The sequence below is a fragment of the Streptomyces sp. SPB162 genome, assembly GCF_029504575.1.
GTDB lineage: Bacteria > Actinomycetota > Actinomycetes > Streptomycetales > Streptomycetaceae > Actinacidiphila.
Genome location: NZ_JAQFII010000001.1, coordinates 6447544 through 6463165 on the forward strand (window position 1 = coordinate 6447544; position 15622 = coordinate 6463165).

The 15622-nt window shown below is 72.4% G+C and carries 16 protein-coding genes; 8 read left to right on the plus strand and 8 right to left on the minus strand.

Annotated elements, in window-relative coordinates:
- The first annotated feature begins 13 nt into the window (after nucleotides 1–13).
- A complete protein-coding gene (locus tag M2266_RS29080; RefSeq protein ID WP_277440865.1) occupies nucleotides 14–1204 on the plus strand; it encodes a serpin family protein in 1191 nt (396 codons plus the stop codon).
- A gap of 27 nt (nucleotides 1205–1231) precedes the next feature.
- Here M2266_RS29080 and M2266_RS29085 read toward each other — a convergent pair whose 3' ends face one another.
- Nucleotides 1232–2008 carry a tyrosine-protein phosphatase gene (locus tag M2266_RS29085; protein WP_277441404.1) on the minus strand — a complete coding sequence of 259 codons (777 nt, stop codon included), beginning with the start codon at nucleotides 2006–2008 and terminating at the stop codon, nucleotides 1232–1234.
- A gap of 253 nt (nucleotides 2009–2261) precedes the next feature.
- Between M2266_RS29085 and M2266_RS29090 the strand changes: the two genes are divergently transcribed.
- Together M2266_RS29090 and M2266_RS29095 are read left to right on the plus strand one after the other, a co-directional pair.
- Nucleotides 2262–4361: an alpha-galactosidase gene (locus tag M2266_RS29090; protein WP_277440866.1), complete on the plus strand. Its 2100-nt coding sequence runs from the start codon at nucleotides 2262–2264 to the stop codon at nucleotides 4359–4361.
- Between the two features lie 79 nt (nucleotides 4362–4440).
- The gene (locus M2266_RS29095; protein WP_277440867.1) at nucleotides 4441–5232 is read left to right on the plus strand and encodes an SGNH/GDSL hydrolase family protein; all 792 of its coding nucleotides are present in this window, start codon (nucleotides 4441–4443) and stop codon (nucleotides 5230–5232) included.
- Nucleotides 5233–5280: 48 nt separating this feature from the next.
- Here the strand turns inward: M2266_RS29095 and M2266_RS29100 are convergent, their stop codons facing one another.
- The gene (locus M2266_RS29100) at nucleotides 5281–5745 is read right to left on the minus strand and encodes an ATP-binding protein (protein ID WP_277440868.1); all 465 of its coding nucleotides are present in this window, start codon (nucleotides 5743–5745) and stop codon (nucleotides 5281–5283) included.
- Between the two features lie 135 nt (nucleotides 5746–5880).
- Here M2266_RS29100 and M2266_RS29105 point away from each other — a divergent pair, with 135 nt between their 5' ends.
- The 3 genes from M2266_RS29105 (at nucleotide 5881) to M2266_RS29115 (ending at nucleotide 7870) form a co-directional block, all read left to right on the plus strand.
- Nucleotides 5881–6747, plus strand: a complete 867-nt coding sequence (locus M2266_RS29105; RefSeq protein WP_277440869.1) for a helix-turn-helix transcriptional regulator — start codon at nucleotides 5881–5883, stop codon at nucleotides 6745–6747.
- Between the two features lie 3 nt (nucleotides 6748–6750).
- Nucleotides 6751–6984, plus strand: a complete 234-nt coding sequence (locus M2266_RS29110) for a DUF397 domain-containing protein (protein WP_277440870.1) — start codon at nucleotides 6751–6753, stop codon at nucleotides 6982–6984.
- 79 nt (nucleotides 6985–7063) lie between these two features.
- On the plus strand, nucleotides 7064–7870 hold the full coding sequence (locus tag M2266_RS29115; protein WP_277440871.1) for an SAM-dependent methyltransferase: 807 nt from the start codon (nucleotides 7064–7066) through the stop codon (nucleotides 7868–7870).
- Here M2266_RS29115 and M2266_RS29120 read toward each other — a convergent pair.
- The 6 genes from M2266_RS29120 to M2266_RS29145 are packed head-to-tail and all read right to left on the minus strand — an operon-like array spanning nucleotide 7843 to nucleotide 13997.
- Nucleotides 7843–8742 carry an STM4011 family radical SAM protein gene (locus M2266_RS29120; RefSeq protein WP_277441405.1) on the minus strand — a complete coding sequence of 300 codons (900 nt, stop codon included), beginning with the start codon at nucleotides 8740–8742 and terminating at the stop codon, nucleotides 7843–7845. The genes M2266_RS29115 and M2266_RS29120 overlap by 28 nt on opposite strands.
- 23 nt (nucleotides 8743–8765) lie before the next feature.
- On the minus strand, nucleotides 8766–10160 hold the full coding sequence (locus M2266_RS29125; RefSeq protein WP_277440872.1) for an STM4012 family radical SAM protein: 1395 nt from the start codon (nucleotides 10158–10160) through the stop codon (nucleotides 8766–8768).
- Nucleotides 10157–10969 carry an STM4013/SEN3800 family hydrolase gene (locus M2266_RS29130; protein ID WP_277441406.1) on the minus strand — a complete coding sequence of 271 codons (813 nt, stop codon included), beginning with the start codon at nucleotides 10967–10969 and terminating at the stop codon, nucleotides 10157–10159. Before M2266_RS29130 ends, M2266_RS29125 begins: the two co-directional genes overlap by 4 nt.
- 19 nt (nucleotides 10970–10988) lie before the next feature.
- Nucleotides 10989–12116, minus strand: a complete 1128-nt coding sequence (locus tag M2266_RS29135) for an STM4014 family protein (RefSeq protein ID WP_277440873.1) — start codon at nucleotides 12114–12116, stop codon at nucleotides 10989–10991.
- The gene (locus M2266_RS29140; RefSeq protein WP_277440874.1) at nucleotides 12097–13044 is read right to left on the minus strand and encodes an STM4015 family protein; all 948 of its coding nucleotides are present in this window, start codon (nucleotides 13042–13044) and stop codon (nucleotides 12097–12099) included. The genes M2266_RS29135 and M2266_RS29140 overlap by 20 nt, the downstream gene beginning before the upstream one ends.
- Nucleotides 13041–13997 carry an STM4015 family protein gene (locus tag M2266_RS29145; RefSeq protein WP_277440875.1) on the minus strand — a complete coding sequence of 319 codons (957 nt, stop codon included), beginning with the start codon at nucleotides 13995–13997 and terminating at the stop codon, nucleotides 13041–13043. The genes M2266_RS29140 and M2266_RS29145 overlap by 4 nt, the downstream gene beginning before the upstream one ends.
- Nucleotides 13998–14157: 160 nt before the next feature.
- Between M2266_RS29145 and M2266_RS29150 the strand changes: the two genes are divergently transcribed.
- Nucleotides 14158–14484 carry a hypothetical protein gene (locus tag M2266_RS29150; RefSeq protein WP_277440876.1) on the plus strand — a complete coding sequence of 109 codons (327 nt, stop codon included), beginning with the start codon at nucleotides 14158–14160 and terminating at the stop codon, nucleotides 14482–14484.
- A gap of 76 nt (nucleotides 14485–14560) precedes the next feature.
- Nucleotides 14561–15583 carry a DUF6745 domain-containing protein gene (locus M2266_RS29155; RefSeq protein WP_277440877.1) on the plus strand — a complete coding sequence of 341 codons (1023 nt, stop codon included), beginning with the start codon at nucleotides 14561–14563 and terminating at the stop codon, nucleotides 15581–15583.
- The last annotated feature ends 39 nt before the right edge of the window (nucleotides 15584–15622 follow it).

The following is a 15622-nucleotide window of genomic DNA, read 5'->3' on the forward strand; positions in this document are numbered from 1 at the left end:
GGGGTGGCCAGGGGTGGACACGGCGACGGTGCGGGCGGTCAACGCGTTGACGGCGCGATGGACGGGTGCGGCGGTCCCCCCGGGTAAGGGCACCGCGTTCAGTGCGGTCGGCGTCTGGCCGCTGTTGGCCTTCCTCGGCGGCGCGGCGGACGGACCCGCCCGCGACGAGCTGGAGCGGGCGCTGGGGGTGCCCGCGGACGACGCGATCGAGCACGGCCGCGCGCTGCTGGAGGAACTCGGCGGGGCCGACGGCATCGACGCGGCGCTGGGCGTCTGGACGAAGCGGGAGGTGCCGCTGCGCGGCGACTGGCTGGAGCGCCTGCCGCCCGCCGTCTCCGGCCGCCTGACCGGCGACCCGGCCGTGGACCGCAAGGAGCTCGACGGCTGGGCCGTCCGCAACACCGGCGGTCTCATCAAGGAGATGCCCGTCGCCCTGGACGACAGGACGCGCATGGCGCTCGCGAGCGCGCTGTGTGTGCAGACCAGGTGGCAGGAGCCGTTCTGGGCGTCCACTCTGGAGCCGCGGCGCGGCCCCTGGGTGGGGCGCAAGGTCGCCGGACTCAGGCGCTCCGGCTCCGATCTGAACCTGCTGGGCGTCGCGCAGACGTCCGTGGGAGCGCTCACCGTCCTGGACGTCCAGGGCTCGAACGGCATCGACGTCCGGCTGCTGCTCGGCGAGGAGACCGCCGCGGCCGGTGACGTTCTCCGGGCGGGCACCGAGGTGCTGGCCGGGGCGTACGAGGTGCTGCCCGGCGGCCGGCTGGCCGAGGGGACGCCGGGGCCCGGCGTCGCGGTCGCGGAGGTCACGAGCTTCGACTCCGAGCCGCAACTGCACACGGCGACCGCGGCCTTCACCGTCAGCGACGACCATGACCTGCTGGAGCGCGCGGAGCTGTTCGGCCTCGAAGCCGCTCGGGACACGGATCACGGTCACTTCCCGGGCGTCAGCGACGCGCCGCTGGCGGTAGGGGGCGCGCGGCAGTCGATCACGGCGTCCTTCAGCGCGGAGGGTTTCGTCGCCGCGGCCGTGACCGCCTTCTCCATGGCCGCCGCCGGGGTGCCGCAGGACAAGGCGAAGTTCGTCACCGTGACGTTCGACCGCCCCTTCGGCTTCCTCGCCGTGCACCGCGCCACCGGGCTGGTGCTGACCGCGGGCTGGGTCACCGACCCGCACGACGCGGCCCGCGGGCGGTGGGGCTGGTGACCCGGCGGCCGTGTCCCGGTCGTCGTCTCAGTCGTCCGTGAGGAGCAGCTCGCGCAGTCGCGCGCGCCGCTCCTCCGTACAGCCCAGTCCCTCCGACAGGTAGCGGTCGACGGAGCCCCAGCGCTCTTCGATGGTGTCGAAGGCGGCGGTGAGGTACTCGAGGCGGGCCTCGAAGAGCGGGCTGAGGAGCTGCATGATCTCCGGGTCGATGGCGGCGCCGGTCGCGCCGTCGCCCCGCTGGACCTTGTAGCGGCGGTGGGCCGCGTTGCTCTCGAGGTAGTCGGCCTCGATGGCCGCGCGGTCCACGCCGAGGGCGAGCAGGATGATGGCCATCGACGTGCCGGCCCGGTCCTTGCCCGCGGCGCAGTGCAGCAGGGCCGGGACGGCCGGCTCCTCCGCGAGCAGCTCGAGCATGCGGCTGTGCTGGGCCGTGCGGTCCAGGATGAGCTGCCGGTAGGCGGTGACCATGCGCTGGGCGCCCTTGCCGTCGCCGAGGGCGTCGCGCAGCGCGGTCAGGTCGCCGTCGCGCACGGTGTGCCAGAAGTCGGCGCCGTGGGCGGGGTCGCTCAGCGGCATGTTGACGTTGCGGACGCCCGGCAGCTCGACGTCGGGGCCCTCCAGCTTGATGTCGTCGGAGTTGCGGAAGTCGAAGATCGTGTGCAGGCCGAGGGTGGCCAGGAAGGCCGCGTCCTGGTCGGTGGTGTGGGCGAGGTGGCCGCTGCGGAACAGCTTCCCCGGCCTGACCCGGCGCCCGTCCGCGGCCTGGAGACCGCCCACGTCGCGGAAGTTCCGGACACCGGTCAGTGCCGGCTCCGCGCCGGTCGCGGCGCCCCTCGCGGCGCCGGAAACCGTCTCGGTGTCGGTGGCGGGGGTCTTCGGCAGCTGCTGGGTCACCGGCGCTCCTTCGGGTCACGGCTCAGAGCTCGGGGCTGAACCTCAGCCGACGATACGACACCGCACCCGACGACGTACCGGCCGGTATGTCGTTGCGTCGGCATTGCCTTCGGGTCCCACACGCGTGACGATGTTCGGACGTGATCGGAATAGGGGAGTTCTGATGATTGAGACGGGTGGGGGCGGGCGGCTGTGGCTGATCTCGGGCCCCGGCAGCAGCTACGCCGTACGGCTGACCGAGCGCGACGAGCTGCTCCATCTGCACTGGGGCGCCCGGATCCGGCTCGCCGACGCCGAGGCGCTGGCCGCGGAGCCGCTTCCCGAGGGACGGCCGTTCGAGTCCCCGCTCGACGGTCACGAGGAGTACCCCGTCGAGGGCGGCCCGCGCTTCGTGCGGCCCGCCCTGTCGGTGCGCGACGCCACGGCGCGCGGCACCGAATGGTGCTTCGAGGAGGCCGAGACCGAGGAGGACGAGCTGCGGCTGCACTTCCACGACTCCGTCCACCATCTCGACCTGACGCTGCACTACCGCGTCCGTGCGGGCTCCGACGTCATCGAGCGCTGGGCCACCGCCACCCACGTCGCCAACGGTCACACCGGCCCCGTGGAGCTGCTGCGTGCCGATTCCGCGGCCTGGACCCTGCCGGAACGCGACGCGTGGCGGCTGTCGCACCTGCACGGCCGCTGGGCGGCCGAGACCCGGCTGGCCAGGACCGGGCTCACCGCGGGCGAGAAGGTGATCGGCAGTAGGCGCGGCCACACCGGCCACCACCACCTGCCGTGGATCGGCCTCGACGCGGGCGACGCGGGTGAGGAGCACGGCGAAGTGTGGACGGCCGCGCTCGCGTGGTCCGGCTCCTGGCGCATCGCCGTGCAGCAGCTGCCCGACGGCCGGGTGCAGGCCGTCGGCGGCGTCGGGCACGATGACGCGGGACTGCTGGTGCTGGGGCCGGGGGAGTCCTTCACCACCCCGGTCTTCGCCGGACTCTGGAGCGACGGCGGCTTCGGGGCCGCGAGCCGCGCCTGGCACGCGTACCAGTTGGCCCACGTGATCCCCGACGCCGAGCAGCCGCGTCCGGTGCTCTACAACTCGTGGGAGGCGACCGGCTTCGACGTGAACGAGGAGCAACAGCGCGAACTCGCGGGCCAGGCAGCGGCGTTGGGCGTCGAACTGTTCGTCGTCGACGACGGCTGGTTCGGCGCGCGGACCGGCGACCGCGCGGGACTGGGCGACTGGACCGCCAACCCCGAGCGGTTCCCGAACGGACTCAAGCCGCTCGCCGACGACGTGCACGCCCTCGGCATGCGCTTCGGCATCTGGGTGGAGCCGGAGATGGTCAACGCCGACAGCGACCTGTACCGCGCGCACCCCGACTGGGTGCAGCACCAGACGGGACGGCGGCGCACCGAGTTCCGCAACCAGCTCGTCCTCAACCTCGCCCGCCCGGACGTCCGCGAGTACCTCTGGGAGCAGTTGGACGCGTTGCTGCACAGCGCGCCCGTCGACTACGTGAAGTGGGACTTCAACCGGTGCTTCACCGACGCCGGATGGCCCGGTGAGCCGTACCCGCAGCGGCTGTGGACCGACCACGTGCACGGGCTGTACGACCTGCTCGACCGGCTGCGGGCCGCCCACCCGGCCGTCGCCTTCGAATCCTGCTCGGGCGGCGGCGGACGCGTGGACCTCGGGATCCTCTCCCGCACCGACCAGGTGTGGACCTCGGACAACACCGATCCGCTGGACCGGCTGCCGATCCAGCACGGATTCAGTCAGCTGCACCCCGCCCGGGTGATGGCCGCCTGGGTCACCGACAGCCCCGGCACCATGCTCAACCACCGGGTCAGCAGCCTGCGCTTCCGCTTCGTGAGCGCCATGGCCGGGGTCCTCGGCGTCGGCGGCGACCTGACGGCGTGGAGCGCGGCGGAACTGGCCGAGGCCGCGGAGTGGATCGAGCTGTACAAGACGATCCGGCCCGTCGTGCAGTACGGGGACCTGTACCGGCTGCGCCCACCCGGTGACGGCGGCCTCAGTGCCGTCCAGTACGTGCGCGGCGACGAGACGGTCGTCCTGGCGTGGCTGCCCGCCCAGTCCTTCGGTGAACCCCAGCCGCCGCTGCGGCTGCGCGGGCTCGACCCGGCGGCAGAGTACCGGGATCCCGCCACCGGCACCGTGCACCGGGGCGCCGTCCTGGCCACCCGCGGACTGCGGACCGGGCTGGTGGGAGACCTGGACGCCGCCGTATTCCGCCTCTGCAGGATGTGACCTGGTGTTCTAAATCACGCCATGTCAACCCCCGGTTACGGTGGCGTAGGCCACTTCGCGAGGTGAAGTATGGGCTGACGTGGCTGACGATTCGAAATCAAACAACAGTGGCGCGATCGGGTCGTACACCGCGGTGGGGGACAGCTTCACCGAGGGCGTCGGCGACCCGGGTCCGGACGGCGCGTTCGTCGGCTGGGCCGACCGCCTGGCCGTACAACTCGCCGATCGGCGCCCAGAGAACGACTTCCGCTATGCCAACCTCGCCGTGCGCGGCCGGCTGCTCGACCAGATCGTGGCCGAGCAGGTACCGCGCGCCAGGGAGCTCGCGCCGGACCTGGTGACCTTCTGCGCGGGCGGCAATGACATCCTCCGGCCGGGCAGCGACCCGGACGATGTGGCCGAGCGGCTGGAGGCGGCGGTCGCCGACCTCACCTCCGCGGTCGGCACGGTGCTGATCTGCACCGGCTTCGACACCCGTGACGTCCCGGTACTGCGCCATCTGCGCGGCAAGATCGCGACCTACACGGCGCACGTCCGGTCGATCGCGGACCGCAACGACTGCCCGGTGCTCGACCTGTGGTCGCTGCGGTCGGTGCAGGACCGGCGGGCGTGGAGCGGCGACCGGCTACACCTGTCCCCGGAGGGGCACACCCTGGTCGCGCTGCGTGCGGCGCAGGTGCTCGGACTGCCCGTGTGCGCCGATCCCGAGCAGGTGTGGGAGCCGGCACCGGTGCGGGCCCCGGGCGAGGTGCGGCGGGACAACATCCACTGGGCCCGCGAACACCTGGTGCCGTGGATCGGCCGGCGGCTGCGCGGCGAGTCCTCGGGCGACCACGTCGAGCCCAAGCGCCCGGACCTGCTGCCGCTGTAGGCACCCTCGGCGGCGGCCGTCATCGGCCGTCGTCGGTTGCGGGGACGGTCAGCGGTGGCGGCGGGTGGGAGCGCAGAGCAGTTCGGCCCAGACGACGCGCCCCTCGCCGTCCTCGGCCGGGCCCACCCCCCAGGACTGCGCCAGGACGCTGACGAGCAGCAGTCCGCGCCCGCACTCCTCGTCCACGTCGGCGGTGCGGGTGCGCGGCTCGGTCGGCCCGTGCCCCTGGTCGGTGACCTCCACCCGCAGCACCCGGCCGAGGGCCAGCAGCGAGCAGGTGATCTTCTCGCTGTCGGTGTGGCGGACGGCGTTGGTGAACAGCTCCGTCACCACCAGCCCCGCGTCGTCGGTGGCTTCGAGATCCACCCCCCATTCGCGCAGGCACGCGCGGACACGTCCGCGCGCATCCGCCACGGAGGCGTTCTGCGCGGGAAGCCGGAAGACGTCATGGCGGCCGGGATGGGTCGGGCCGTCATGCCGCGCTACCCGGAGAGCGTCTTGGGAAGCAGCCACTCCGCAACTATGAGGTCACACAGAACACATAGCAAGGTCCGATCTGTAAATTACACAATCACCAGTACGGTCTGTTCGGTCCACTGACGGCATGGCACACTGCGTACCACCGTAGGAAGTTGGAGGAGGAGACTCGTGGCGGAAGCACGGCCGGGAGGCGCCCCGACCGTACTGCGGGTGGTGCTCGGCAAACGGCTCCAGGACCTCCGGGAGAAGGCGGGCCTCTCCTACGAGCAGGCTGGTCTGGCCCTCGATGTCACTCATGCCACGATCCGCAGGATGGAGAAGGCCGAGGTCGGCCTGAAACCGCCCTACGTCGAGAAGCTGCTGCTGACCTACGGAGTCACCTCTCCCAGCGAGGTCAGCGGCTTCCTCGCGCTCGCGCGCGAGGCGAACCGGCCCGGCTGGTGGCACCGCTTCCGTGACGTCCTGCCGGAATGGTTCAGCGCCTTCGTCAGTCTGGAGGGCGAGGCCAGCATCATCCGCGCCTACGAACCGCACTACGTACCCGGTCTCCTGCAGACCGAGGAGTACGCGCGCGCGGTGCTGTGGGCCGGGCTGCCGCACGCCTCCGTCGAGGAGATCGACCGCCTGGTGGCCCTGCGCCTGGAGCGGCAGGCGCTGCTCACGGGGGAGAAGGCGCCCCTGCTGTGGGTCGTGATGGACGAAACGGTGCTGCGCCGCCCCATCGGCGGCGTCGACGTCATGCGTGCCCAGATCGCTCACCTGGCCGAGGTCACCGCGATGCCCAACGTCCGGCTCCAGGTCATGCCGTTCACGGCGGGCCCGCACCCCGCGATGTACGGGCCCTTCCACATCTTCCGCTTCGAGATCCAGGAACTCCCGGACATCGCCTACACGGAGAGCCTGATCGGCGGTGCGTACTTCGACGAACGCGACGACGTGTCGGCCTTCCTGGAGGCGCTGGACCGGATGTGCGCGCAGGCCGCGCCGGCACAGAGCACCAAGGCCATCCTCGGTGGCATTCGCAAGGAGATCTGACCCATGGGTCGCATATACAACGGCATGCCCGCCAAGGACCTCGGTCGCGAGGGCTGGAGCAAGCCGTGGAGCGGCGGCAACGGCGGCAGTTGCGTCGAGGCCAAGAAGCTGAACGACGGCCGGGTGGCGCTGCGTCAGTCCACCGACCCCGACGGCCCGGCACTGATCTACACCAATCTCGAGATCACCACGTTCATCCAGGGCGCGAAGGCCGGTGCGGCGGACTTCCTGCTGTGAGGACCGTTCGTACCGCCGCTGCTGAAACCGCCGACGCTGCCGTCGCAGCCGAGCACAGAGAACCGAACCGGAGGACGGCATGACCGACCAGGGATTTCCCGCCGACGCGATAGACACCAGCATCCCGCACCCGGCCCGCATGTACGACTTCTACCTGGGCGGCTGGGACAACTACGAGGTCGACCGGACCGCCGCTCAGCGGGTCATCGACGTCCTCCCCGACATCATCCCCGGGGCGCGCGCCAACCGCGACTTCCTGCACCGGAGCGTCCGCTTCCTGGCGGAGGCGGGCATCCGCCAGATCATCGACATCGGCACCGGCATCCCCACCTCGCCCAACACCCACGAGGTGGCGCAGGCGGTCTCCCCCGACGTGCGGGTGGCGTACGTCGACAACGACCCGATCGTGGCCACGCACGCCGGCGCCCGCATGACCGGCAGCGGGAGCACCGAGTTCTTCCTCGCCGACGTGCGCAGGCCGCGCACCATCCTGGACCACCCGACGATCGGCAAACTGATCGACTTCGACCAGCCGGTCGCCGTCCTGCTCATCGCCGTCCTCCACTTCGTCACCGACGGGGAAGACCCGGCCGGCATCGTGGCCACGCTGCGCGACGCGCTGCCGGCGGGCAGCTATCTGGTGATGTCGCACGCCACGGCGGACTTCCACGGCGGTAGCTTCCCCGAGGTCAGCAAGATCTATGAGAAGGCCAGCGCCACGCTGAACGTGCGTCGGCGCGTCGACATCGAGCCGCTCTTCGACGGGTTCGACCTCATCGAACCCGGTCTGGTGCAGGTCCCGATGTGGCGGCCCGACGGCACTGCCCCGACGGCCGAGGAGGTCAGCCGGGTCGGCTTCTACGGCGGCGTCGGCCGCAAGAGCTGAACAGGGACGGGGATCGGGCCGAGCGGTCCGCCGGGCGCGGGGATCCGTTCCAGCACGCCGCCCGCGAAGGTGTCGTACAGCGGTAGCGACTCCAGATGTACGTAGCCGATGTGGCAGTCGCAGACGGCGAGCGGGCACGCACGCGGCCGCAGCGCCCGGCGGTACGAGCCGTCATAGAGGTTGCCCAGCTCGGCGGGGACGAAGTGGCAGCGCCGGACGGTGCCTTCGCCGTCGACCGAGATCACCGACTCCCCGGTGCGGCAGGGCAGCCCCGCGCTGTGGTGCGGGTGACGGCTGTAGGGAAAGAGCGGGTCGACGGCCGTCCAGGCGTCCGCCTCGGCGTCAGTGTACGTATGGCCCTCGGCCGCGTTGATCCACAGGTAGACGTGGTCGGGGAGGTCGGCGCGCAGCCTCCGGGCCTCGTTGAGGTGCGCGGGCAGGCCCACGACGCCCACGCTGAACCGGACCGAGCGGTCAGCCAGGTCACGGCACTTGGCGAGGAACCTTTCGTACGGGGTCTGGCCGGGGTGGTACGTGCACCACAGGGCGAGCGTGCCGGGGTCGGCCTCTTCGAGCCAGTCGGTGCGGCAGCTGAGGTTGGTCTGGATCGCCACCCGCCGGATGTGCGGCAGCTGGCTCAGCTCCGTGAGGGTGCGCCGGTACCAGGAGCGCACCAGGCCCTCGCCCCAGGGCGTGAACAGCAGCGACAGCCGGTCGGTTGTCTGCCCGGCGGCCCAGCCGGCGAACCGCTCCAGGGCGGCGCGGTCGGCACGCAGCTGCTCGCGGCTGTCGCGCCGCTTGGCGAACGGGCAGTAGGGGCAGTCGTAGTCGCAGCTCGCGAGCGGGCCGCGGTAGAGGATCGACAGGTCCAGGCCGGGATGGTCCGGGGGAGTGCTCACTTCGCGTCGTACCCGGCCATGAGGGCGCGGACGGGGTCCGAGAACAGGGCCGGGCCGACCGCGTCGGAGTGCGCCAGACCTTCCGCGGACAGCCGCAGCCGCTCGGGGCCGGCCGTCGTGTCCAGCCGGCCCGCCTCGGCGAAGCGGCGGAGCACGACGGGGAAGTCCTGCTCGGGCGCGGTTCCGAAACGGGCCCGGTACTCCGCCACCGGCATGCCCGCTGCCTGGAGCAGCGACTGCAGCAGATGGCGACGACGGGGCTCGTCGCCGTCCATCCACCGGCCGACGTCGGCGAACGCGAACTCCCGGGCGGGGCGCGCGATGTAGTCGTCGATGATCGACCGGATCTCGCTCATGCCGACCGCGTAGTCGAAGGAGTAGTGCAGCGCGGAGGTGTACGAGCGGGCGCCGCAGCCGAGGCCGATCATTCCGTCGGTCTGGCACGCGTAGTCCTCCCCGCCGGTGGCGGGTGCGCCCAGGCGGCGGAACATCCGCATCGACACCTGCTCATAGCCCTGGGCCAGGAGATGGTCGCGGCCGAACCGGTACAGGTGCAGCCGCTGCTCGTCCCACACCGCGCCGGCTCCCGCCGGATCGGCGTTCGTATGGAGGCGGCCGAGGCCGGTCAGCGGGCGGACGTAGAGCGGGTAGAGGTACAGCTCCTCCGGCTCCCAGGCCAGGGCGGCGTCCAGGGACCGCTGCCAGCTGCGCTCGGTCTGGCCGTCGATGCCGTAGATCAGGTCGATGTTGAGGACGGGGATGCGGGCGTCGCGGATCCGGGACAGGGCTGCCTCGACCTCGGCGCGCCGCTGCGGGCGGACCGCCGCACGCGCCTCGGAGTCGTCGAAGCTCTGCACCCCGAGGCTGAGGCGGGTGGTGCCGCGGTCGGCGAGGACCGCCAGCCGGTCGGCGGTCGCCGTGGCGGGCGACGCCTCGACCGACAGCGGGATCGCCCGCAGATCGGCGCCCATGCGCAGCTCCGCGATGTCGCAGAGCCGCTCCAGCTCGGCGGCGGTGAGGAACGTCGGCGTTCCGCCGCCGAAGGCCGCCGCCGCGAAGCGGGGTGCGCCGCCGGACGCTTCGAGCGCTTCGCGGGCCGCGCCCGCCTGGCGCTCCAGCGCGTCGAGATAGGCGGTGGTCAGCCCTTCGGGAGCGCCGATCCGGGTGAAGAGGTTGCAGAAGCCACACCGCACTTCGCAGAACGGTATGTGGGCGTAGAGGGAGAGCGCGCCCACCGGTTCGCCCGCCCACAGGTCACGCAGCGCCGGGCGGGGCTCCAGTGCGCGGTACGCGGTCTTGTGCGGATAGGCGTAGACGTAACTCTCGTAGGGGCGGGCGCCGGTGGTGGCCGCCGGCTTGATCGTCGTGGTGCGCGGGGTCGGCGTGTTCATCGCTGTGCCTCGGCCTCAAGGAAGAAGTGGGCGTAGGGGACCGTCCAGACGGCCTCATGGCCGAGCCGGTGGCCGGTGAAGCCGTCGTCGCCGTACGTGGTGCCGTGGTCGGAGCAGACGATCGCGAAGCAGGGCCGGCGGCTGCTCGCCGCCGCGAAGAGCCGGCCGATGTGCCGGTCCACGTACTCCAGCGCGGCCGCGTGCGTCTCGCGGGAGTCGCCCGCCTCGCGGGTGGCACCGGGCAGATGGAACCAGTTGGGCTGGTGCAATGCCGAGACGTTCACGAAGAGGAAGAGCCGCTGCTCGTCGGGGAGCCCGGCGACCACCTGCTCGGCGCGGGCGATCTGCGCCTCGAAGGAGGTGGGGGAGGGCACGCCGAACTCCGGCTCCCAGTGGCTCTCCTGGAACATGCCGGGCAGCACGGAACCCAGCGGCGCCTGCCGGTTGAAGAACCCGACGCCGCCGATGCACACCGTCCGATACCCGGCCGCCGCGAGGCCGGACACCAGGTCCGGTGTGTCGAAGACGTAGGTGCCGTCCGCCGTCGTCTCACTGCCGGCGAAGCGGGCCGCGAAGAGCCGCGGGTGCGGTCCCGGGGTGGCCGGCGTCGGCAGGAATCCGGCGAAGATCGCCTGGTGCGAGGCGTAGGTGAAGCTGCCCGGCGCATGGCGCCGCTCCCAGCCACCGGCCGGCAGGTGGGCGGCGAGATGCGGTATCCGGCCCGCGGCCGCCAGCTCCTGGGCCACGTCGTAGCGCAGCGTGTCCAGGGTGACGAGCAACAGGTCGTGACTGCCCACGATCTCGTTCATCTCGAGCGTCTCCAACTGCTCACGCTGCGGAGGTGGCACGGTGGCGCTCCCTGCGTAGGACGGCGGTGACCTGGGCGGCGTAGGTGTCCTGCTCCTCGGCGCCGCTGCCGGGCAGACCCGTCAGGCGCGGCAGCAGGTCGCCGAAGGCGTTGACCTCGCCGACCGCGAAGCGCCGCCAGCCGGTGCCGGGCAGCACGTCGACGCCGACGCAGAGCGTCCCGGGGAAGCAGGCCGCGGCCTGCTCACTGATCCCCGTGAGCGCTTCCCAGCCGAGTCCGGCCGCTTCGGTGGCGGCGCGCGCCGCGGCCAGGTCCCCGCGGGAGCCGCCGAGATGGAGATTGGTCATCGGGGAGCGGCTGGTGCGCACCACCGCGTGGGTCGCCCTGCCACCCACCACGACGACCCGCAGGTCAGCGGCCCGGCCGTGCTGGGCGGCCTTGGGCAGCCAGCGCTCCACATGCAGCCCGTCCCCGGCCAGTGTGTCCACCAGGGCGGCGACCTCGCGTTCGTCCTCGTAGCGCCGGACACGCAGCGAGTTGAACAGCCGCCCGTCGGCGGTCCTCTCGACCGAGGTGGTGGCCCTGAGCCGGCCGGGCCCGCCGAACTCCAGGGCCACCACCCCTGCCGCGGACGAGCCGTGCGCGGGCTTGACGAACGCGCGCGGCATGCGCGCCGCCCGCAACTGCTCCCTGAGGTCGTCCCAGCCGTGCACGGGCCCGGTGAGCGCCGGCGGTACGTGCACACCGGCCGCCAGCAGCCGCGCGTGGCAGCGCCGTTTGTCGAACAGTACGGCGATGTCCTGCGGATCGTCGAGCAGCGTCGCCCCCACCTCCGCCGCGGCCCGCGCGACCTGCTGGACCGCGTCGGTGAACCGCCGGTACCACAGGGCGCTGCCCTCGACGCGGGTCGGATCACCGCCGCCGCGCAGCGCCCGGTCGACCTCCGGGTCCTCGCCGGGGGAGTCCACGCGCACGAGCTCGCCCGGGGTGAACCCGTACGCTCCGCGCAGCACATCGCGCCAGGCCACGATCCGGGGCGCGGGGAGCCCCGCCGCGAGGACGGCGTCGGCGAACATCGTCACCCGGCGGTTGCCGGGATTGCCGACGACGGCGAAGCGGACGGCGCGGCTACTCGGAGACGGCGACATAGCGCCACTCCTCGTCCTCGTCCACTTCGGCGCTCTCCTGCCCGGAGACGTCGACGACGACTCCGGCGGCGCCCAGCTCGGCGCTGATCCGCTCCATGAACGCGTCGCTCAGATAGTGGTGACTCAGGTCGAGCCGGGCGAGATGGGTGAGCGGCTGCCCGGCGAGCAGGGCGGCGGCGCCCTCGTCGGCGAGCACGCCCATCGAGAGGTCGAGCGAGGTGAGCTGGGCGACGACCGGGGCGGTGGCCACGGCCGCGGCGATCTCGTTCTGCAACTCGCTGTTCTGCAGGCCCAGATGGCGCAGGGCCGGGAAGCGGGCGCCGGCCAGGATCGGGGCGAGGTCGGCGACCGTGGAATCCCCGCCGTACTCGTCGACGCCCAGCCACAACTCCACGTGTTCCAGGGCGGGGAGATCGCTCGCGGCGACGGCGCGCACGACGCCGGCCGGCAGGCCGCCGGACTCGAACCGCAGTACGCGCAGCGCGGTGTGCCGCACCGGTGCCAGGACCAGGGCGTCGTCCCGGGTGTTGCCGCCGCGGACTCCCAGCTCCTCCAGGAGCGGGAAAGCCTCCAGAATGGGGGTGATGTCGGTCATCAACAGCCAGGAGATCTCGCAGGACTCGCCCTCCACATCGGCGAGGAACAGCGCGCGCAGGCCGGGCAGCCGGGACGCGTCGGAGACGATCAGATCCACGATCGGGCGCAGGCTCGTGTAGTCCCTGTCCCACCAGGCGCCGATCACCAGCGCCGTGACGCGCTCGGCTTCGACCGTGTCCAGGAACACGCGCCACAGGTCCGGGAAGGTGATGTCACTGCCGTAGCCGCATTCCAGTCCCCAGGCGACGTCGCCGGCGGCGGGGAGTTCGGACGCGGGGCCCACCGGGTGCGTCACAGTGTGCACCGGAAGCCCGGCGAAGGAGTCCCTCATTCCGCCACCGCCGTGAAGCGGTGCACGACACCGTCGTTGTCCCAGCTCCGGCCCGGTTCCGACAGGTCGACCTCGACCCCGGCAGGCACCAGCGTGTCCTGCAGGCGCTGGGCGATCGGGTCACTGACGAAGTGGTGGTGCAGGTCGAGCCACTGCAGATGGGTGAGGGGCTGGCCCTCCAGGAGCGCGGTGGCGCCCTCGTCGGTCAGGACACCGAGGGACAGGTCCAGGGAGGTGAGCCGGGCCACCACCGGGGCGGCGGCGACCGCGGCGGCGATCTCGTCCTGGATCTCGCTGTTGCGCAGGCCCAGGTGGTGCAGAGCGGGGAAGCGGCCGCCGGCGAGTATCGGGGCGAGATCGGCGACGGTGGCGGTGCCGCTGTACTCCTCGACGCCGAGCCACAGTTCCAGGTACTCCAGCGCGGGCAGCTCGCTCGCCGCGACACCGCGGACGACCTCGGCGGGCAGGCCGCCGGCCTCGAACGTCAGGGTGCGCAGGTGCTCGTGCCGCACCGCGGGGAACTCCAGGCCGGTGCCACCGCGGACGCCGAACTCCCGCAACTCCGGGTAGGCGGCCAGGACGGGGGTGACGTCGGACTGCTCGATCCAGGAGATCTCCGCCTGCTCCTGCTCCAGGTCGCCGATGAAGACGGCCTCCAGCGCGGTCAGCCGGTCCTTGGCGTCGACGAGGTCCTCGACGATGCCGGTCGAGTCGTCCTCGTAGGCCTCGCCCCACTGCCCGATGATGATCGCCCGCACGCGCGAGGGGTCGACCGTGTCCAGGAACCGGTCCCAGACATCCCCGAACTCCTCGTCGGAGTCGTCGTCGTAGGGGTCCGCGGTGAGCCGCCAGGCGACGGCGTCCGGTGCGGGCAGCTCGTCCTTGCTGTCCGGCCCGGGGAAGTCGAAGGCGGGGAGGCCGTGCAACTCCTGCAGATGCTCTACGGCTGACATGAAGCGGGTCTCCTGACACGGGCGGGCTGGTCCGACGGCTGATCTGAGAAGAGTTCTACCAAGCCGCACTGACAACACGGTCGGCGGGCGTTGTCAGACCGGCGGCGTAGCTTTCGGACATCGGCGGCCGCAGGGTGCGGACGGCGGAGGGGAGAGTGCCGTGTACCGGCAGGGGGACGTGTTGATCATGCCGTTGGGAGCGGACGAAGTGCCGCGCGGGGTGGAGGCGTTGGCGCGCCAGCCGCGCGACGGACGGGGGCGGCTGGTGCTCGCGCTCGGCGAGGTGACCGGTCACGCGCACGCGGTGGTCGGACCCGGCACCCTGGTCCGCGAGCCGGGCCCGTTCGGTGACGCGTTCCTCCATCTCCCGGACGGCGGGCGGGTGGTGCACGAGGAGCACGCGGCCATACCGCTGCCCAAGGGCTGGTTCCGGGTGGTGCGACAGCGCGAGTACGTGCCGGGTGCCGTCCGCGTCGTGGCGGACTGACGGTGAGCGGGGCGGCGGAGCGCGACCGGCGGGGGGAAGAGCAAGTGACCGAGGACGAGGGGCGGGGGCGGACGCGATGACGACGGCACTGGAGACGACGGCGCGGTGGCGGGCGGTCGCGGCGGAGACCGGGGCGGCGGACCGCGCGGCGGCAGAGGCGGGGATACAGCTCGCGTACTGGCAGGCCGGGCTGCCGGCCCCGGAGCGCGTCATATGGACCGGTTCGCCGCTGGAGGCCGCCGCGACCGCGATGCGAATGGTGGCGCAGGGTGAGACGGGGCGCTGTGTGCGGGACGCGGTGCGGACCCGGCCGTGGGCCGCGGAGCGGCAGCGCCGCCACACCGCGCTCGGCCCCGTGGGCTGGGCCGAGCGGTGGGCGCTGACCGGCGGCCAGTTGTGGGACGCGACGGCTTCGCTGGCCGACCGTATCCGTACCGGGGTGGTGGAGGCACTCGCCGAGGAGCCCGAGGACGCGGCCGCCGTCCGTCTGGTGCTGCTGGACGCGGTGCTCGGGCAGCAGGACGCGGCCTGGCTGGCCGCGTTCGACGACGAGGCCGGCACGCTGGAAGGCGTCTCGGCGGTGGCCCGCAACGCCGGGTGGTGGTGGCCGTACGAGCGGGTCGTGGTGATAGCGGAGCGGCCGGTGGAACTGCACCGGGACGAGGCGGGCCGGCTGGACCGGGGCGACGGGCCCGCCCTCACCTTCCCCGACGGGTTCGCGCTGTACGCCTGGCGCGGGATGCCGGTGCCGGCCGCGTTCCTCGCCGGCCTCGCGGGCCTCACCCCGGACCGGATACGGACGGAGGAGAACGCCGAGCTGCGCCGCGTGATGCTGGAGTACTACGGGTACGACCGCTATCTGGCGGAGTCCGGAGCCCGGCCGCTGGCCCGCGACGAGACCGGGATCCTGTGGCGCATCGACCTGGCCGACGACGAGTCGGTGGCGATGGTCGAGGTGGTCAATTCCACCCCGGAGCCGGACGGCACGCACCGGACGTACTGGCTGCGGGTCCCGCCGGCGACCACGACCGCCCGGGAGGGCGTCGCCTGGACCTTCGGGCTGGACGCGGAGGGCTACGCGCCCGAGCGGCAGACCTGATTCCGGACGGGGCCGACAGGGAATCGATGCGGCTTGCCT